This is a genomic window from Ensifer sp. B1-9 (assembly GCF_050474445.1).
In the GTDB taxonomy this organism is placed as follows: domain Bacteria; phylum Pseudomonadota; class Alphaproteobacteria; order Rhizobiales; family Rhizobiaceae; genus Ensifer.
Genome location: NZ_JBCHVG010000030.1, coordinates 22,380 through 41,210, shown reverse-complemented (window position 1 = coordinate 41,210; position 18,831 = coordinate 22,380). Strand labels below are relative to the sequence as shown.

Here is an 18,831-nt window from a genome sequence, read left to right as displayed (position 1 = left end):
TTTTACTGCGTGGCGGAAAGGCCGACCGTCAGAACTTCTGCCGCCTTTTTCCAGCTTTCCGGCTTGTCCGAGAGGATGCGCGCCGCCTCATAGGTGACGCTGTCGGCGACCGGCGCGCCGGAGGCTGTCTTCACGGCGGTAGCAATCGTCTCGAGTTCCTGCTTCAAAGCGGCGGTGTCAGCGACCTTACCGGAGCCGAGTTCGTCGCGGATTTCGTGCAGGCGCTTGGCATGGTCATCGAGTGCACCATCCTCCGGACGTGTTTCCACGTAGGTGCGGATCGCCCAAGCGGCCTTCTGACCGAGAATGTCTCCGAAGGCCGGCATCTTGGTCGTGCCGTCCTGAGTGTAGCCATGGCGGAACCGCTCGATGAACCACTCGTCACCCACCTCTTCCGCCTCGAGGAAGCGCAGGTCGGGTGCAAGACCGCCGGAGACGGCACCCAGGCCATGACATCGGGCGCAATTCTGGTTGAAGCCCGAGGCACCGATTTCGACCGCTTTTAGCCAGACCTCGTGGCCAGCCTTTGCCTCGCGATAAGGATTTTCGGTCTGCCACTCCTCGCCCACGTCCGGCAGTGCGTCGGTATTGACCGGTTGCGGCGCCACGTCGCCGTGGGCGATCACGAGACCCGTGGTTGCCAGAAGGATGACTGCGGCAATCCCGCCGCGAATGATGTTGGCCGACATGCGGTCCTCCCTTGCATTTCACACCAACGATTTTTTAAGGCACACCCCTCTCCCGGCGATATGCGACCTAGGTCGCCCCATCCGCCGCAGTCTCATGCCACCAAGGTCGTATTTCGGCGTCAGCGCCAAGCCGGCATGCTCATTACCGGGAGGACCTGACATGCCGGCAAGTCTTGCAGCGTGCCGTAGGAGGCTTTGCCTGGCGGTCGCGATCGTCTGCTTTGCATCGTCGGCTGCAGCCGAGATTACGATACCGATGACCTACCTTCGACAGGTGGTGAAGACACCGCCGGTGCTCTCCAACCTCGATCCGATCCCGCAGGATCGTGGCATCGCCGGCGCGCAAGTGGCGTTAACGGATACAAAGACGACCGGCAGCTTTCTGGGTCAGAACTACAGCCTTGCCGTCGTTTCCGTCGAAGCGGAAGGTGACTTCCCCAGTGCGGCACGTCAGGCACTTGCCACCTCGAAAATCCTGTTTCTCGAAGCCACGCCCGAGAACATGCTCGCCGTCGCGGATCTGCCGGAAGCGAAAAACGCGCTGCTCTTCGACATCGCGTCGGGTGCGCGGCGACTGCGCGATACCGATTGCCGCAGGAACCTGTTGCACACGATTGCAGAAGATGCCATGCGCGCCGACGCCTTGATGCAGGTGCTGAAAGCTCGTCGCTGGACGCGCACAGTCCTGATCGTCGGGCCGAAGCCGGAAGACAAGGCCTACGCCGAGACACTGCGCGCCTCGGCACAAAAGTTTGGCGTGGAGATCCTCGCGTCCAAGAACTGGACCTTTGATACGGATCTGCGCCGTGCCGCGGGCCAGGAAGTCCCGCTCTTCACGCAGGACTTTCCAGACTACGATGTGCTGCTGATCGCCGATGAAGCCGACGATTTCGCCCGCTATGTGCAGGACAATACCTGGCTGCCGCGGCCGGTTGCCGGTTCCGATGGGCTGCGGGGCGAAGGTTGGGCTTCAGTCTTGGAGCAATGGGCTGCCGTGCAGTTGCAGAACCGCTTCGAAGAGGCCACCGGTCGCGAAATGAGCTCACGCGACTATGCCGCCTGGACTGCAGTGAGGACCATCGGCGAGGCGGTGACGCGCACCAACTCCGCCGATCCGGCCGTGCTGCGCGCCTTCATCCTCTCGGATAAGTTCGCCCTCGACGGCTTCAAGGGCCGCAGCCTCAGCTACCGCAGTTGGAACGGCCAGTTGCGACAGCCGATGCCGGTCGTCAATTCTCGCGCGCTTGTCGAGCTGACACCACTCGACGGCTATCTGCATCGGACCAATGACATGGACACGCTGGGCCTCGACAAGCCCGAAAGCGCCTGCACCGCCTTTGGAGAATGAGATGAGACGTCCTCTCCTGTTGCTTATCCCCCTTCTTGCCGCGACTGGAGCGCAAGCGTTTGCCGGGGAAATCTGGGTGACGAACGAGAAGGACGACACGATCTCTGTCATCGACACGGACAAACTTGAGGTCGTGCGCACGATCAAGACCGGCGAGCGGCCGCGCGGCATTATCTTCAATTCCGACCACACTCGCGTCTATATCTGCGCTTCCGACAGCGACGCCGTGCAGGTGCTGGATCCGGCCTCCGGCGAAATCCTGCACGACCTGCCCTCCGGGGAGGACCCGGAGCAGTTCATACTCGCGCCTGACGACACGCACCTGTGGATCGCCAACGAGGAAGATGCGGTGACGACCGTAGTCGATGTTGGCACGCGGCAGGTGGTCGGCCAAATCGATGTGGGCATCGAGCCCGAGGGCATGGCAGTCTCGCCGGACGGCAAGATCGTCATCACCACGTCGGAAACCACGAACATGGCGCACTGGATCGACCCGGAGAAGAAGACGATCTTCGCTAACACGTTAGTCGATTCCCGCCCGCGCCATGCCGAATTTGCGAAGGGTGGGACGGAGCTCTGGGTCTCTTCGGAAATCGGCGGCACGATCACCGTCTTCGATGTCGCGACGCAAGCCGAAAAGGCAAAGATCCGCTTCGAGATCACGGGTGTGAGCGCGGATCTTATCCAGCCCGTCGGTTTCGAGTTCACCCCCGACGGCAAGACGGCCTTCGTCGCACTCGGCCCAGCCAACCACGTGGCCGTCATCAACGCAGAAACATTTGCGGTCGAGAAATATGTGCTCGTCGGTCGCCGCGTTTGGCACCTGGCCTTCTCGCCGGATCACACGCAGCTCTTCACCACCAACGGCGTCTCCGGCGACGTGACCGTTATTGATGTCGCGACGCTGGAGCCTTTGAAATCCATCAAGGTCGGCCGCTTCCCCTGGGGCGCGGCTACCCGGCCATGACTTGTGCGGCGGACCAAATGAAGAAGTCTATTTTCACCACCATGATGCTTGCTGCGGTCCCGTTCGCCGCGACCGCCACCGATGACGACGCCAAGCAGGAGACGGCAGTCGGTGTTGCCGGCCTTCTGTCAAAATCAAACCGTGAGACGTTGCCCGGCCTCACGCTCTCGGCTGGCCATCCGATCGCTGAAGCGCCGCTGATCCTGAAATCCGGCCGATATTACACGCTGAAGATCGAGGCTGACGGCAGCCAGGAGCTGGCGCTGGAGGGCGCCGGCTTCTTCCGAGCCGTCTGGGTCAACGAGATCGTCATCGAGGGTATCGAGATCCGCCCGCTCGGCGTGGATTCCGTTGAGTTCGATGAGGCTGGCAAAGCGGAAATCAGTTTTGTTGCGATCAAACCGGGCAGCTACCAGCTAAAAATTCCAGGTAGCACAGGCGGAACACAGCAGGTCGCCATAACCATTGAGTAACGCACCATGGGTGGTTTGAGAGTCGAAGGTATCAGCCATGATTGGGGAGCGTGCCGCGCGCTCGACAATGTTTCCTTTGCCGTTGAGCCCGGCCGTTTCTGCGCCCTGCTTGGCCCGAATGGTGCGGGAAAATCGACGCTGTTCGGTATGTTGACACGGCTCTTTACACCGCGAAGCGGCCGTATTGCTGTCGCGGGGCATGACTTGGCGCGTGAACCGCGTGCCGCGCTCGCCCAGATGGGTGTCGTCTTTCAGGCCTCGACGCTCGATCCCGACCTCACCGTCAAGCGCAACCTCCTGTATTTCGCCGCCCTGCACGGTCTTTCGGGGCGCGAAGCGGAGACACGCGCCATGGCCGCTCTCGACCGGCTTGGCATGGTAGAACGGGCCGGGGAAAAAACCGCGAAACTCAACGGCGGCCACCGCCGGCGCATGGAAATCGCCCGCGCTCTCCTTCACGGGCCGAAGGTTCTCCTGCTCGACGAGGCGACGGTTGGATTGGATGCTGCGTCGCGCGCGGCGATCACCGCGCATGTGCATGATCTCGCCTCTCAGGGAATGACCGTGCTTTGGGCGACCCATCTGGTGGACGAGGTTCGGGCAAAGGATCGCCTTGTCATTCTCCACCGCGGCCAGGTACTCGCCGACGGCGAGGCCGGCGATATCGGCGGTGACGATCTCACCAGCCGCTTCCTTTCATTGACAGGAGAACGGGCATGACGGTCGAGGCTTTCCCTGCCATCGAAGAAGAAGCGGCTGGCTCCTTTCGCTCGCGTCCTTGGATTGCGCTGCGAGCGATCCTTCAGCGTGAAGCGCTGCGCTTCATCGGCCAGCGCGGACGGCTCGTCGCGGCGCTGGTGCGGCCGTTGGTCTGGCTCTTCGTCTTCGCCGCAGGCTTTCGCGCAACCCTTGGTCTTGCAATCACACCGCCCTATCAGACCTATATTACCTATGAGATCTATATCGTGCCGGGGTTGACCGGCATGATCCTGCTGTTCAGCGGCATGCAATCCTCGCTTAGTCTCGTCTACGACCGGGAAATGGGCTCGGTGCGCTTGCTGCTGACTGCACCGCTGCCGCGCTGGTGGTTGCTGTTTAGCCGACTGCTGGCGGGCAGCCTTATTGCTGTTGTTCAGGCCTATGCGTTCCTTGCCATCGCAGCACTCTATGGCATTCGCTTCCCCTGGTTCGGCTATCTCGCGGCTGCCCCGGCGATCCTGACGGCCGCATTGATGCTCGGCGCGCTCGGCCTGTTGCTCTCCTCCTTCATCCGTCAGCTTGAAAACTTCGCCGGCGTCATGAACTTTGTCATCTTTCCGATGTTCTTTCTGTCCTCCGCTCTCTACCCGCTGTGGAAGATGGCCGAAGCCTCACCCCGTCTTCGGGACCTCTGCGCGCTCAACCCCTTTACCCATGCCGTCGAGCTGATCCGCTTTGCCCTTTACGCCAAGGGCAACCTTCCAGCGCTCGCCGTCACGCTCACAGCCTTCATCGTGTTCGGCCTCGTTGCCATCTGGGGTTACGATCCCGCCCGTGGCCTGGCGGCGCGAAAGGCCTGAAGTGGAAAAGGCCATGCGCCTCGCCATCCTCGGCGCCAGCCTGGTGCTTCGCGGACATGCGGCGCTCGGCTCGCCCTGATGCGGGGGCGTGGTGTTGTCGAAAACCAGGCGCACGGAAGCCTGTTCGTCGATGAGGCAGCGCAGAGCGGCCTTCCGACCGCACCGGCGTCTCAGCTGGGGCGGGTTACAATCTCGACCTCGTGACACCCGACGCTGACAACTGGAAACACGCGCCGGCCTTCTGACCGTCCTCGATGAGCCGCGCAGGCCGCCCCTCAAGCCGTAGGACGCGGCCGGCCAGTCGCTCGGCCTCGGCCTGCACATGCGTCACGAGCAAGGTTGCACAGGGGCGCGCCCCGATCAGGCGTTCGAACAGAGCCATCATTTCCGATGCCAAATCCGGATCGAGGCTGACGAAAGGTTCATCCATGAGAAGCAGGTCAGGCGCGCACGCGAAGGCACGGGCAAGCGATAGCCGCCGTTGCTGGCCGAGGGAGAGCATACCGGGAAAGCGATCGCCAAGCCCCGCCAGCCCCACATCCTCCAACCAGCGCAGTGCCTGGTCTTCGCCAATGCGCCCGATGATGGTGATATTCTGGATCGCCGTGCGCCAAGGTAACAGGACAGGTTCCTGGAAGACCATGGCGATCCGTTCGCTCGTTTCACGCCGCCCGACAAAGGCACGGTCGAGACCAGCGACGATCCGCAGCAATGAGGTCTTGCCAACGCCGGACGGGCCGCTCAACGCCACCGTTTCACCCGGCAGTAACGATAGCACCATCGGGCCGAGCACATGGCCCGGCCCGCCGCGATCGAGTTCGAGCCGAAGAACCGGCTCAACTGCCGGGATTAAGGAAAACGCCATCGGGAAGTTCCTTCAGGTCCCCGACAATATCGGCGCCGCCAAGCTCCGTCATGAGAGTGAGCATCCGGGCGGCCGCCTGTTCATCGACCGTGCCTGTTTTCGGTGTTCCAGCCAGGAAGCCAGCCTTCAACGCCTCAAATTCCAAATCGTTCGCGGGCTTCATCATCGAACGAAGGCGTTCAAACGCGGCCGGATCAGAGGCGAGCTTATCCTTGGCGGCACGGGACGCCGCCGAAATCGCTTCGCCGAGGCCGGGATGCGTCTTCAGCAGGTCCCCGCGCACGACATAGCCGACGAGCGGCGTCTGCGGATCAAGCCCCAGGGCTTTTGTCGCTTGGTCGATGGTCACGAGCGGACGCATGCCCGCCGCCTGCATTCGCGCGCCAAAGTTCCAGAAGTTCAGCGCGCCCTGCACCTCGCCATCAAGCGCCGCTTTGTAGACCAGCGGCGGTGCGGCAAAAACCTGTTGCGTTGAGCCGGCCAAATCAAATCCCTCCACCGTTTGCGCATAGGCGCGCAGGATCAGCCAGCTCTTGTCGATGGGGCTGCCGGCCACGGCAATCTTCTGCCCCTTGAGGTCTGCCAACGCTTTGGCCGTAGCGTCAGCCGGCACCATCAGGCCACCAACGGCGCGGGAATAGGGGATGAAAACGAGATCATGGCCGGCAGCGCGCTCGCGCGCCACCCAGAGCCAGTCGGAGACGATCATGTCGACTTCACCGGCAACAAGCGCGATCTGGGCTGCGGGCGCACCGGCAACGTCGCTCACCTCGAGGGAAAAGCCGTTCGCCTTGTCGAAACTATAGTGGCGGATCGTGTCGGCTTCCCAGTTGACCGTGCCGGAAAGCTGCAGCGCGGTGCGCACCACCGGCGTTTCCGCGAGCGCCGGCGCAAGGGATAGAAGCGCTGCGGCTGCAGCGCCGGCGAGCGATTTCAGGATTCTCATGGGTTCCTCCTCCCTGATCGGATGAGGCTAACCGTTCCCCGTTGGCCTCGATATACGACCTATTGACAGGGGGCGAACGCGCCCGAAATCCGGCCAAACGGGCGTTTTACGACCAAGGTACAATTCAGTCGTTTCACAACTGCGCCGATGATCCCAATCGTGGAGCCCGCGTGCTTCTGCGGGCGTGCAGTGGGAGGATGACATGAGGAAATTCGTTATGGCTGCAATCGCGGCCCTCGCCTGTTCAACCGCCGCTTATGCCGGCGTGACCGAACAGGATCTCGCCAAGGACGCTGAAACAGTCGGCGACGTGCTGACCAACGGCATGGGCCGCCATCTTCAGCGCTTTTCGCCGATGGAGACGCTGAACACCAAAAACGTCAAGAACCTGATACCCGCCTGGGCGTTTTCGCTCGGTGGCGAAAAGCAGCGCGGTCAGGAAAGCCAGCCGATCATCTATGACGGTATCATGTACATTACCGGCTCCTACAGCCGTCTCTACGCCATCGACGTCAAGACTGGCAAGGAAGTCTGGCAATACGACGCCCGCCTGCCGGAAGGAATCCTGCCTTGCTGCGATGTAGTCAACCGCGGCGCTGCCATTTACGGCGACAACATCTATTTCGGGACCCTCGATGCGCGCCTTGTCGCGCTGAACCGCAAGACCGGCGACGTCGTCTGGAACAAGAAGCTCGCCAATTACAAGGAGGGCTATAGCTACACCGCAGCGCCGCTGATCGTGAACGGGCTCGTCGTGACCGGCAACTCCGGCGGCGAGTTCGGCATCGTCGGCGAGGTACAGGCACGCAATGCCGAGACCGGTGAGCTCGTCTGGACCCGCCCCGTGATTGAAGGTCATATGGGCACCTTCAAGGGCAAGGAAAGCACGATGACCGGGACGCTGAACGCGACCTGGCCAGGCGACATGTGGAAAACTGGTGGCGGAGCAACCTGGCTCGGCGGTTCTTATGACGAGGACACAAAGACACTGGTCTTCGGCGCTGGTAATCCCTCGCCCTGGAACAGTCACCTACGCAATGCCGGCAAGCCTGTGGAAGGCAACAAAGGGGACAATCTTTATGCCGCTTCGCGCCTCGGCATCGATCCGGAAAACGGAGAAATTAAATGGCATTTCCAGACGACACCCCGTGAAGGCTGGGACTTCGACGGTGTGAACGAGGTAGTCCCCTTCGTCGACAAGGACGGCAACAAGCGCTTCGCCACCGCCGACCGCAACGGGTTCTTCTACGTGCTGAACCGCGAGGACGGCAAATTCGTCTCAGCCCATCCCTTCGTGAAGGATATCTCCTGGGCGAAGGGTATCGATGAGACCGGGAGGCCGATCTACAACGAGGACAACCGGCCCGGCGATGCTGCTGCCGCGGCGGACGGCGCCAAGGGCCAGCAGGTTTTTGCCGTGCCGTCGTTCCTCGGTGGAAAGAACTGGATGCCGATGGCATATAGCCCGAAAACGGGCCTGTTCTACGTCCCCTCCAACGAATGGGGCATGGACATCTGGAACGAACCCATCAGCTACAAAAAGGGTGCTGCCTATCTCGGCGCCGGCTTCACCATCAAGCCCCTTTTCGAAGACCATATCGGCAGCCTGAAGGCGATTGACCCGAACACTGGCGAGATCAAGTGGGAATACAAGAACGGCGCTCCGCTCTGGGGCGGCGCTATGACCACGGCTGGCGGCCTCGTCTTCTTCGGCACGCCGGAGGGTGATTTCATCGCACTAAACAACGAGACGGGCGAGGAACTGTGGAAATTCCAGACGGGCTCGGGCATCGTCGGCCAGCCGGTGACCTGGGAACAGGACGGCGAGCAATATGTCTCGATCATCTCGGGCTGGGGCGGCGCGGTTCCGCTGTGGGGCGGAGAAGTCGCGAAGAAAGTCAATTATCTCAATCAGGGCGGGATGGTCTGGACCTTCCGCCTGCCAAAAGAACTGGCTTCGCTGGACTGAAATTTGGAGCCGGGCGCAAAGCCCGGCTTTGCTGCTTTTTACTCTGGCCAAGAGGCCGATGAAGACGGACGAATTCAATGCTAAGCTATCGCCAGCCCTACCGGGAATTTTGCATGTTGCCAGTTCTTATGCCGCAAAAGCCTGTGCGTACGCTGACATCGGCCCTGATCGTTGACGATCACCCGCTGTTCTGCGACGCGCTGGCGATGACGCTGACAGGGCCAGTCGGTATTGCCGACGTTCAGGCCGTAGGCACAATGGAAGCCGCGCTCACGCGACTTGTCACCCATCCGCTGCCCGATGTCGTGGTGCTCGATCTTAACCTTCCCGACGTCAACGGGCTCGACGGCGTGGTGCGCCTGCGCCAGGCTGCCCCGGAAACGCCGATCGTTGTCGTTTCGTCCTTGGACGAGGTGCGCATCGTGCGCGCCGCGTTGAAAGCCGGCGTCAATGCTTTCGTGCCTAAGCACGCATCGCGCGAAGAGTTCCGCGAGGCGTTCCTGGTCATTGCGCGGGGCGAAATCCACGCCAGCCATCTCGCGCTTGAAGGAACCTTCCCACCGAGCCTGTCAGAGGAAGCGGTCAAGCGGCTGGCGCTCTTGACGCGGCAACAGGCGCGCATTCTGCAACTCATCTGCGCCGGGCGCATGAACAAGCAGATCGCCTACGAGCTTTCCATCGCCGAGACGACGGTTAAGGCGCATGTTACCGCGATCATGCGCAAGCTCGGCGTCCAGACGCGCATGCAGGCCGTGCTCTTCGCGCAAGAGGCAAGCTTTAACACGATGATCGCGGACGGTTGAGGCTCTAAGACCATCGGCTAAGAACCGCATTCAACGCTGGCGCTAGCGCGCGCAGGGTGGTTTACAATGGAGGACGGGGAACGGCGGAGGAGGCCATCACCCGTGGATGAACATTATGTATCGCATGCGCTCGTTTCCGCGCATGAGACCTGTCCTGTTGACGGACTGGCGAAAAGCCTTGGCCCTGGCCCTTTTTCGCTCGTGCTGCTCTTCGTGTCGCCCGAGGCGGATCTATCTTCCCTCGTTGTCGAGGCCGGAAAGGTCTGGAAGGGCGCGAAAATTGCAGGTTGCACCACGGCCGGCGAGATTTCCGGCGAAGGTTATGACGAAGAAAGCATTGTCGCCGTCGGCTTCCATGCCCGCCACTTTGCCGCCGAGACCTTGCTGGTCCCCGATCTCTCGAAACTCGTGGCAAGCGACCTTTCCGACACGCTGCTGCACATCCGTCATGCTCTGGCCCGCGACCATGGTCACCTGCCGGAAGAGTTCGCCCTGCTGTTTGTCGATGGGCTTTCGGCGCGGGAGGATGAGCTTGCCTCCGCGCTGGCGGCGGCGACCGGCGCGATGCCGCTGATTGGCGGCTCGGCGGGCGACGGCACGCATTTCCGCGAAACGCTGGTCTTTGATGGCAAGCAACTGCTTGCCAATGCCGCCATCATCTCAGTTATGCGAGGCGCCTGTCCGCTGCGCCCGTTCAAGATGGACCACATCAAGCCGACCGAACGGCGCATGGTCGTGACGGATGCGGATCCGCAGGCCCGGATCGTGCGGCGCATCAATGCCGAACCGGCAGTAAAGGAATATGCCCGCCTCATCGGCATGCAGCCGGAAAGCGTCAACACACTGACCTTCGCCATTCATCCGCTTACCGTGCGCATGGGCGAACGCCACCACGTTCGCGCCATCCAGCGCGTCCTGCCATCGGGCGAACTTCTGTTCTTCTCTGCGATCGACGAAGGCATGGTGCTGACCATCGCCGAGCCGCACGACCTCGTCGGGCACCTTTCGGCGGAACTGAAGGCGCTGAAGCAACCGGCCAATCCCGTTGCCGTGTTGGCCTTCGACTGCATCCTGCGCCGCATAGAAGCGCAAGAACGGCAGATGATCGGCCCCGTCTCGGAGCTCTTACGCCAGCATGGCGTAATCGGCTTTTCCACCTATGGCGAGCAGATCGGTCCCATGCATATCAATCATACGATGACAGGCTTTGCCTTCTACCCGCCCGGCACCGTCGTTTCGGAAACCACCCCATGAACGATCGCCTTTCCGACGGCCTGGTCGATCCTGCCGATGGCGAGGCTCGCAATCTCGAAAAGATGCTCGTCATCGCCGACGCTCTGATGCGCCATGTCGAGCAGAACACCGGCGACCGGAGCGCCGCCTTCGAACAGTTCCGCCGCGCGGCCATGCTGGAGGAGCGGGTGCGCCAGCGCACCCGCGACCTCGAAGCGACGCTCAAGCTGCTCAATGAGGCTAACAGCGCGGCCGAGCGTGCACGCCGCGATCTGTCGCAGGCCATCGAGGCGATCGAGGAAGGCTTCGCACTCTTCGATCCGGCAGAAGTGCTCGTGCTGTGCAATTCGCGTTTCTGCCGCGATCTTGCGGATGTGCGCCCGAAACTGTCGCCGGGCATCACGTTTGCAGATTATGTTGAGACGGTCAGCCGCTCTGTGAAACTCGCGCTGCCGCGCGGCGTGACGCCGAAAAGCTGGGCGGCCGAGCGCATGCGGCTGCACCGGGCACGGCAGGTCTTCAATGTCGGACTTTCCGGCGACCGCTGGCTCCAGGTCAGCGAGCAGCGCACCGCTGATGGCGGCACCGTCATCCTCCAGACAGATATTACCGACCTCATCCGCATGGAGCGTTCGGAACGCGGCAAGCTGCTCGACAACCAGGCCCGCATGATCCGCGCCACCCTTGAGCATATCAATCAGGGCGTCGGCATCTTCGACGCCAACCGCCGCCTCATCGGCTGGAACAGCCGGATCGCGCAATTGCTGGATATTCCACCGCGCCTCCTGAGGCTGGGCGTCCCGTTCGAGCTGCTGGCAAACCATATCAACCGGGCCATCACCCTCGGCGACGGCTTTTCCGGTGACGCGCTGCGCCAGTGGATTGACGGGGATTTGCAGCGCGGACCACTCTCCTTCGAGATCACGCACGCGTCTGGCATCATCCTCGACGTCTTCGCCCAGGAAATGCCGGGCCGTGGCTTCGTCATGTCCTTTGCCGACGTAACGCGCGAGCGGCACGCGATCCACGCAATGATCCGCGCCAACACCTCGTTGGAGGCACGGGTCGCCGCTCGAACCGGTGATCTTGCTGCCGCCCTTGCCGAAGCCGAACGCGCCAATTCCGCTCGCGTCCGCTTCGTTGCGGCCGCGAGTCACGATCTGCTGCAACCACTTTCCGCCGCCAAGCTCTTCGTCGCTGCTGCAAGGGATGATGCGGACGCGACACCGATGCGGGGAACGCTGGAAAAGGCGCACAATGCGCTTGTGAGCGTCGAGGGTATCCTCGGGGCCCTGCTCGACATTTCGAGATTGGAAGCAGGTGGTGCTGCGATGGATGTTGGTCCAGTGCCGCTCTCCCTGCTCCTGAAACAACTCACCGACGAATTCGCCCCCGTGGCCGCCCGCAAGGGCCTCAGACTTGATATCCTTCCCTGCGAACTTACCGTTTCGAGCGACTCGACCTATCTGCGCCGCATCCTGCAGAACCTCATCAGCAACGCCATTCGCTACACCGCGAGCGGCCGTGTCCTGGTCGGGGCACGCCGGTCGAACGGGCATGTGCGCATTGAGGTCCATGACACAGGACCCGGTATCGCGACGGATCAGCAACAGTCGATCTTTCGCGAGTTCCACCGCGTCCAGGGTTCCGCCTCTGCCTCCGAGGGGATGGGGCTCGGCCTTGCCATCGTCGAAAGAGCCTGCGCCCTGCTCGGTCATAGGCTTGTGCTGCGCTCGGACCTCGGGCGCGGCACGTGTTTTTCCGTCGAACTGAAGCCGGTGGCGCAGCATGCCTGTCCGACCTACGGCGAATTAGCGCCAGTCATACTGGAGGAACCGGGCGACAACAGCGACCGGATCGCCCTTCTCGTCGAAAACGACGTGGACCTGCGCCGGGCGATCGCACTGTTGCTGGAACGACGCGGCGTCAGTGTCTTGGAAGCGGGCAGCGGCGAGGAAGCGCTCTCGCTCCTGGAGGAGATCGGCATCGTGCCCGACCTCTATCTCGTCGACCAGCAGCTCGACGGCGCGCTTACCGGCATCGAAACGGTGGAAGCGCTGTATGCCGAATATGGTGAGCGCCCGACCCGCATCCTGACCGCCGACCGTAAACCGCAGACGCGCATGGCCGCCGAAGCCGCTGGAATCGAGATCATGTACAAGCCGATCGCCGCTGATGCGCTGGAAGCCTTCGTGCTCCACGCCAGCTGACGCTCTCGTCCGCCACCAAGGTCGCATTGCGACTCCAGCCGCCCCATGGGACATCCCTTCCACCTGAACTGGAGGAGATGGACATGAAGAAAATTCTGGCTTTAGCGGCCCTGATGGTCCTTGCAAGCGGCACCGTTGATGCCGCCGAGCACGTAATCAAGATGAAGAACAAGGGCGAGAGCGGCAACATGGTCTTCGAACCCGCCGCTGTCGCCGCGCAGCCCGGCGACACCGTTCGCTTCATACCAACCGACAAGAGCCACAATGTCGAGGCCATCAAGGGCATGCTTCCCACCGGCGTAACACCCTTCAAGAGCAAGGTGAACGAGGAGTACGTTCTGAGCGTCACAGAGCCGGGCTATTACGGCGTTAAATGCTCACCGCATTTCAGCATGGGCATGGTGGCCCTTATCCGCGTCGGCGATGGGTCGCCAAATGCTGATGCTGTCAAGGCGGTCAAGCTTCCTGCCAAGGCGGGTGAGCGCATCAAAGCCGCTTTTGAGACCCTGGCCAGCGCGCAATAAGCGCAGAACGTCGATTGTGGGGCAGTTCAAGCCGGATGCACCCGGCGAAAAACGAGACCTTGGTCGCATTGTCGAGACGCCTGCAAGAAGCGCAACCTGACACGGTGGCCGTTCACACTTGGAGGAGAAAGCTATGGCTTGGAAGAAACCCGTTATCAAGAACATCGCCTGCGGCATGGAAATCAACATGTATGGCCCATCCGAAGATGAACCCCGTCCGGACCATCCGTTCTGAACCGAAAGCGGTGCGTATCGTCGTACTCGGGGCAGGCGCCGGTGGCGGCCTGCCCCAATGGAACTGTGGCTGCGCCCAATGCTGCGCGGCGCGGCAGGGACTGATCCCTCCGATGACGCAGAGCACGCTGGCCGTCAGTGTCGATGGCTCGACCTGGGTCTTGCTCAATGCATCGCCGGATCTGCGCCAGCAGCTCGCCACCTGCCCGGCGCTACACCCGACAGACCTTCGCGGCAGTCCGGTGAAAGCCGTGGTCTTAACCAACGGCGACGTCGATCACGTCGCGGGTTTGCTGACGTTGAGGGAAAAGACCGGCTTCACCCTCTACGCCACCCATGCCACGCATCAGGTTTTGTCCGAAAACACAGTATTCGGCGTACTCGATCCAGCCCTGGTGCGGCGCGAGACTGTATCGCTGGACCAGCCCTTCAGCCCGCTTCCAGGCCTGACGGTGACCGCCTACGCCGTTCCGGGAAAGATCCCCCTCTACCTGGAAAACGAAACGTCGGAGTTAGGGGCGCTCGGCGAACAGACGGTTGGGCTGCGTCTGCAAGCAGGGGCGCGCGAAGCCCACTACGTTCCAGGCTGCGCGGCGCTCCCCGACTGGCTCGTCGACCACCTCTCCCAGGCGGCCGCGGTGCTGTTCGACGGCACGGTCTGGAGCGACGATGACATGCCACGCTCAGGCACGGGCGCCAAGACTGGCCTGCGCATGGGGCATGTGGCGATGCGCGGACCTGCCGGCTCGCTCGCGCGCCTGGGCCCGCTGCAAGGGCGGCGCATCTATACGCATGTGAACAATACAAACCCCGCATTGATGCCCGACAGCGAGGCCCGCGCAATGATCACGGCCGCCGGATGGGAAATCGCCAATGATGGTATGGAGATCGTCCTTTGAACCTGAGCCCGGAACAGGAAGACGGTCTCCTGAGCCGCAAGGAATTCGAGGCGCGCCTGCGCCGCGTCGGTGAGGAGCGCTATCACGACAAGCACCGCTTCCATGACAGGCTGCACGGTGGAGCCTGCACGATGGACGAGGTCCAGGCCTGGGTGATCAATCGCTGGCAGTATCAGTGCTCCATTCCCATGAAGGATGCCGCGTTCCTGTCGCGCTGTCCTGATCCTGATCTGCGGCGCATCTGGCGCTCCCGCATCGAGGATCATGACGGCGGCACCGAAGACGGCGGCGGTATCCGACGCTGGCTCAGACTGGCCGAGGGCGTCGGGCTTGATCCCGCCTATGTTGCCTCCGGCCGCGGCGTGATGCCGGCCACGCGTTTCATCGTCGACGCCTATATTCGCTTCGTACGAGACGAGCCGCTCATCGCCGCGATGGCAAGTTCGCTCACCGAGATGTTTGCGCCGGCGATCCACACGCAGCGTATTTCCGGCCTGCTGGAACACTATGATTTCGCTGATCGCGACACGATTGCCTATTTCCGCCATCGCCTGAACGAGGCGCCGAGGGACGTACTATTCACGCTCGACTGGGTCTTGACCCACGCCGTGACCCGCGCCGAACAGGAGGCGGCTATTGCGGCGCTGACATTCAAGACGGATGTCCTTTGGGCGCAGCTCGACGCGCTGTGGAGCGGCTATGTCGATGGTCACATCCCGCCCGGCGCTTGGCGGCCCGGCGAGGCGCAACGGATGTTCCGCACATGACGACTGATCCCGTTCCCCTTCTCCCGCGCGGAACGCGCCTGCATCATGACCGCATCCGCGACACAATGGTGCTGCTCGTCCCGGAGCGAGCGTTGCTGCTCGACGATATCAGTGCCGCAATCCTTCAGGAGGTCGATGGCTTCTCCACACTCAGCGCGATCTCCAGCCGTCTCGCAGGGCGCTACGGCGCACCGGAGGCGGAGGTGGTATCCGACGTTCGCGATTTCCTCGACGGCCTCGCCCAACAGCGATTGGTGGATTACCAATGACGGATCGCCCTGCGCCACCGATCGCCATGCTTGCAGAGCTGACGCATCGCTGCCCTCTGTCCTGTTCCTATTGCTCCAACCCGCTGGAGCTGACGGAACGGTCGCGGGAACTGACGAGCGAAAGCTGGATCGATGTGTTTCGCGAAGCCGCTGAGCTCGGCGTGCTGCAATTGCACCTGTCCGGCGGTGAGCCGGCATCGCGGCGTGATCTGGAAATTTTGGTAAAGGCGGCGCGGGACACCGGCCTCTATGTCAACCTCATCACATCGGGCATCGGGCTGACGCCGACGCGTCTCGATGCCCTGGAAGTCGCCGGGCTCGACCATCTGCAGCTGTCGCTGCAGGCGACGACCGCCGACAAGGCCGACTGGATCGGCGGTTACAGGGGAGGCTTCGCGCGCAAACTTGCTTTGGCGGAAGAGGTCCGCCGGCGTGGCATCCCGCTGACAGTCAATGCCGTCATGCACCGGCACACGATCGACGATGTCAGGACAGCGATTGATTTCGCGGCCAATCTCGGAGCGCGGCGTATCGAAGTTGCCTGCGTGCAGTTCTATGGCTGGGCGCTTATCAACCGCGAAGCGCTTCTGCCGACCCGCGACCAAGTGGTGCAGGCAAAGGATGCGGTGGCCAAAGCCCGACTGGCCTATGCCGGTCGGATGATGATCGACTTCGTCCCACCGGATTATTACGCGGATTATCCCAAGGCCTGCATGGGCGGCTGGGGCTCGACCGGCATCAACATCGCACCCGATGGCACGGTCCTGCCCTGCCATGCCGCCGCGACGATTCCCGGCCTCGTCTTCGACCGGGCCACTGAAAAACCTCTTTCGGCGATCTGGTATGATGGAGCGGCCTTCAACGCGTTTCGCGGCCATGTTTGGATGCAGGAGCCCTGCCGCAGCTGCGTCCGTCGCGATCATGATCACGGGGGCTGCCGATGCCAGGCCATGGCGCTCGCCGCCGACCCCACCGCCACCGACCCGGTCTGCCGCCACGCGCCTGCCCGACCTGCCGTTGATCACATCCTCGCGCAGCAGGCTCGGTTGACGACACCGTTCATCTATCGCGGCAGCAAGCAACAACGGACAAGCGTGGCCAACGCAGATTAATAACCGTGGCCCAATGTCTTATAGTTCCCGACAATACATTATGCGATTATTTTGGCCCATAAAGAAAACAAATGGGAACACCTCTTGCGCTCACCTGGTAAGCGATCGGCACGAGAGCCACATGAGATTAAGACTTCTGGCCATCATGGCGATCGCAGATGATGTCGACCAGGCTCACGCGAAGATCGTTTATGACGGTGGCAAGGCTTGGTGCTCCGATCAAAGGTACGACGCGTACCGCCGACAATTCGATATGGCGCGATCGGAGATCGCGAGATTCGTACGCCCATTCAGGCGGGGTGGATAGATGATCCCGTCCGGCACGGATTGGTGCTCATGGAAAGCAAGTGACCACGTCCGCGCGAGGATTTCGCGACATCCGTCGACACTCCTATCCCCGATTGCGTGGCCCTCGCAGGCGGAGATCCGCAATCGTCTCAATCTCTGCGTAGCGCCGCTTTCTTGCGTTCTCGTCTTCCACGCGAGATGGCCGCTTTGAGCCAACGTCCCAGCGTCGATTATGGTTAATTAAGCGAATTCGTTAATTAACAAAAATGCCGCTTCGTTTATTAATGCGCAGTGCTATTTAACTTCAGAACAACAATCGACTTGGGAAGGCCATGGTCAGCGAAGACCCCAACACCAGCGGACGGCTTGGCCGCTTTGTCGAAACCGCTGTCGGTGGTGAACGCGTCAAGGCCTTTGTGCCGCCTCCCCTTCCCCCGGCCCCGCCAATCGCGATCACCGGCCTGCTCACTCGTCTCAGCGCGGCCGAACGTGCGCTCGGACGGCTCGACGGCGTTTCCGTGTTGCTGCCCAATAGGGAACTGTTCCTCTACATGTACGTGCGCAAAGAGGCGGTCCTTTCATCTCAGATAGAGGGGACGCAATCGACGCTGTCCGACCTGCTACGCTTCGAAGCGGAGGCGATTGGCGGCGAGCCCGTCGACGATATTCGAGAAGTCTCCAATTACGTCGATGCCATGATGTTCGGCCTCGAGCGTCTGGAACAACTACCGTTATCCCTGCGCCTTATTCGGGAGATGCATCAGCGATTGTTGGACAGCGGCCGCGGTGGGACGAAGAGCCCTGGCGAATTCCGCACGTCCCAAAACTGGATCGGAGGAACTCGGCCGGGAAACGCCATGTTCGTGCCGCCTCCTCCCAACGAAGTCATGAATTGTCTCGGGGAATGGGAACGGTTCGTTCATTCGGATACACCCGACATTCCCCCTCTGATCAAGGCGGGGCTCATTCATGTCCAGTTTGAGACCATCCACCCTTTCCTGGACGGCAACGGCCGTCTCGGGCGACTCCTGATCACGCTATTCCTTTGCGCCACGGGCGTACTTCGACAACCGTTGCTTTACCTCAGTCTCTATTTCAAATCCCGCAGGTCCGACTATTACCGCCTGCTGCAGGAAGTCCGCGAATACGGCACCTGGGAAGCTTGGCTCGAGTTCTTTCTCGACGGAATCGCCGAAACAGCGGAACAAGCATTTGAGACCGCCAACCAAATTGCACAACTGTTCGAGGGAGACCGCGAACGCATCATAAGAGAGTCAGAGCGTACGGGATCGGTCCTTCAGGTCCACGAAACCATGCGCACCAGCCCATACTTGACCGCCTCCACAGCAATGAAGCGGAGCGGTCTGACAATGCCCACCGTTAACGCAGCCCTCGAGCAACTCCAGCGGCTGGGGATCGTTGAAGAAGCGACGGGCCGGCGCCGTGGCCGAGTGTTCGTCTACCGCGCCTACATGGACATACTCAGCGATGCAGCGAGCGGCTGAGGAGTTCAATTCCAGTCGATACATTATGCGATCCCAGACGCACAAACCGGAAACAAATCCGGCACAGCCCTGAATATCTGCCGGGCCCACCACTCCAGCATTGGAAGGCAACCACTCCAGGGCCCAAGCTTGGACGCTTCGAGTCCATCCGCCCCGGACAGCGTTGGAAGC

General features: G+C 61.8%; 19 protein-coding genes. 16 read left to right on the top strand and 3 right to left on the bottom strand.

Annotated features, from left to right (window positions below; all coding sequences use genetic code 11):
• Nucleotides 1-2: 2 nt before the first annotated feature.
• Nucleotides 3-689, bottom strand: coding sequence for a cytochrome c-550 PedF (gene pedF, locus ACQ5BM_RS33690; protein ID WP_429820519.1), 687 nt, complete (start codon nucleotides 687-689; stop codon nucleotides 3-5).
• Nucleotides 690-849: 160 nt separating this feature from the next.
• Here pedF and ACQ5BM_RS33685 point away from each other — a divergent pair, with 160 nt between their 5' ends.
• Genes ACQ5BM_RS33685 through ACQ5BM_RS33665 form a run of 5 tightly spaced genes read left to right on the top strand, consistent with a single transcriptional unit; the run spans nucleotide 850 to nucleotide 5,036 of the window.
• Entirely contained in the window at nucleotides 850-2,037 is a 1,188-nt protein-coding gene (locus ACQ5BM_RS33685) for an ABC transporter substrate-binding protein (RefSeq protein WP_429820517.1), read from the top strand.
• A 1-nt stretch (nucleotide 2,038) separates the two neighbouring features.
• Entirely contained in the window at nucleotides 2,039-3,004 is a 966-nt protein-coding gene (locus ACQ5BM_RS33680) for a YVTN family beta-propeller repeat protein (protein ID WP_429820515.1), read from the top strand.
• 17 nt (nucleotides 3,005-3,021) lie between these two features.
• Nucleotides 3,022-3,477 (top strand): hypothetical protein, encoded by a 456-nt coding sequence (locus tag ACQ5BM_RS33675; protein WP_429820513.1) that lies wholly within the window; start codon nucleotides 3,022-3,024, stop codon nucleotides 3,475-3,477.
• 6 nt (nucleotides 3,478-3,483) lie between these two features.
• Nucleotides 3,484-4,197: an ABC transporter ATP-binding protein gene (locus ACQ5BM_RS33670; protein WP_429820510.1), complete on the top strand. Its 714-nt coding sequence runs from the start codon at nucleotides 3,484-3,486 to the stop codon at nucleotides 4,195-4,197.
• Complete coding sequence (locus ACQ5BM_RS33665; RefSeq protein ID WP_429820508.1) at nucleotides 4,194-5,036, top strand: ABC transporter permease; 843 nt, start codon at nucleotides 4,194-4,196, stop codon at nucleotides 5,034-5,036. Before ACQ5BM_RS33670 ends, ACQ5BM_RS33665 begins: the two co-directional genes overlap by 4 nt.
• A 184-nt stretch (nucleotides 5,037-5,220) precedes the next feature.
• Here ACQ5BM_RS33665 and ACQ5BM_RS33660 read toward each other — a convergent pair whose 3' ends face one another.
• Together ACQ5BM_RS33660 and ACQ5BM_RS33655 are read right to left on the bottom strand one after the other, a co-directional pair.
• On the bottom strand, nucleotides 5,221-5,901 hold the full coding sequence (locus tag ACQ5BM_RS33660) for an ABC transporter ATP-binding protein (protein WP_429820506.1): 681 nt from the start codon (nucleotides 5,899-5,901) through the stop codon (nucleotides 5,221-5,223).
• Nucleotides 5,873-6,847: an ABC transporter substrate-binding protein gene (locus tag ACQ5BM_RS33655; protein WP_429820503.1), complete on the bottom strand. Its 975-nt coding sequence runs from the start codon at nucleotides 6,845-6,847 to the stop codon at nucleotides 5,873-5,875. Before ACQ5BM_RS33655 ends, ACQ5BM_RS33660 begins: the two co-directional genes overlap by 29 nt.
• 202 nt (nucleotides 6,848-7,049) lie before the next feature.
• On the opposite strand from ACQ5BM_RS33655, the gene ACQ5BM_RS33650 reads away from it, so the two are divergent.
• The 11 genes from ACQ5BM_RS33650 (at nucleotide 7,050) to ACQ5BM_RS33600 (ending at nucleotide 18,660) form a co-directional block, all read left to right on the top strand.
• Entirely contained in the window at nucleotides 7,050-8,816 is a 1,767-nt protein-coding gene (locus ACQ5BM_RS33650; RefSeq protein WP_429820501.1) for a PQQ-dependent methanol/ethanol family dehydrogenase, read from the top strand.
• Nucleotides 8,817-8,929: 113 nt separating this feature from the next.
• Complete coding sequence (locus tag ACQ5BM_RS33645; RefSeq protein ID WP_429820499.1) at nucleotides 8,930-9,619, top strand: response regulator; 690 nt, start codon at nucleotides 8,930-8,932, stop codon at nucleotides 9,617-9,619.
• 102 nt (nucleotides 9,620-9,721) lie between these two features.
• The gene (locus ACQ5BM_RS33640) at nucleotides 9,722-10,873 is read left to right on the top strand and encodes an FIST N-terminal domain-containing protein (protein WP_429820497.1); all 1,152 of its coding nucleotides are present in this window, start codon (nucleotides 9,722-9,724) and stop codon (nucleotides 10,871-10,873) included.
• A complete protein-coding gene (locus ACQ5BM_RS33635) occupies nucleotides 10,870-13,062 on the top strand; it encodes a PAS-domain containing protein (protein WP_429820495.1) in 2,193 nt (730 codons plus the stop codon). The genes ACQ5BM_RS33640 and ACQ5BM_RS33635 overlap by 4 nt, the downstream gene beginning before the upstream one ends.
• A gap of 83 nt (nucleotides 13,063-13,145) precedes the next feature.
• Nucleotides 13,146-13,586: a pseudoazurin gene (locus ACQ5BM_RS33630; protein WP_429820493.1), complete on the top strand. Its 441-nt coding sequence runs from the start codon at nucleotides 13,146-13,148 to the stop codon at nucleotides 13,584-13,586.
• A 133-nt stretch (nucleotides 13,587-13,719) separates the two neighbouring features.
• Nucleotides 13,720-13,821 carry a pyrroloquinoline quinone precursor peptide PqqA gene (gene pqqA, locus ACQ5BM_RS33625; protein ID WP_173519312.1) on the top strand — a complete coding sequence of 34 codons (102 nt, stop codon included), beginning with the start codon at nucleotides 13,720-13,722 and terminating at the stop codon, nucleotides 13,819-13,821.
• A 10-nt stretch (nucleotides 13,822-13,831) separates the two neighbouring features.
• Nucleotides 13,832-14,719 (top strand): pyrroloquinoline quinone biosynthesis protein PqqB, encoded by an 888-nt coding sequence (gene pqqB / locus ACQ5BM_RS33620; protein WP_429820553.1) that lies wholly within the window; start codon nucleotides 13,832-13,834, stop codon nucleotides 14,717-14,719.
• Complete coding sequence (gene pqqC / locus ACQ5BM_RS33615; protein WP_429820491.1) at nucleotides 14,716-15,486, top strand: pyrroloquinoline-quinone synthase PqqC; 771 nt, start codon at nucleotides 14,716-14,718, stop codon at nucleotides 15,484-15,486. The genes pqqB and pqqC overlap by 4 nt, the downstream gene beginning before the upstream one ends.
• On the top strand, nucleotides 15,483-15,755 hold the full coding sequence (gene pqqD / locus ACQ5BM_RS33610) for a pyrroloquinoline quinone biosynthesis peptide chaperone PqqD (protein ID WP_429820489.1): 273 nt from the start codon (nucleotides 15,483-15,485) through the stop codon (nucleotides 15,753-15,755). Before pqqC ends, pqqD begins: the two co-directional genes overlap by 4 nt.
• On the top strand, nucleotides 15,752-16,867 hold the full coding sequence (gene pqqE / locus ACQ5BM_RS33605; RefSeq protein WP_429820487.1) for a pyrroloquinoline quinone biosynthesis protein PqqE: 1,116 nt from the start codon (nucleotides 15,752-15,754) through the stop codon (nucleotides 16,865-16,867). The genes pqqD and pqqE overlap by 4 nt, the downstream gene beginning before the upstream one ends.
• A gap of 620 nt (nucleotides 16,868-17,487) precedes the next feature.
• The gene (locus ACQ5BM_RS33600; protein WP_429820485.1) at nucleotides 17,488-18,660 is read left to right on the top strand and encodes a Fic family protein; all 1,173 of its coding nucleotides are present in this window, start codon (nucleotides 17,488-17,490) and stop codon (nucleotides 18,658-18,660) included.
• Nucleotides 18,661-18,831 lie beyond the last annotated feature (171 nt).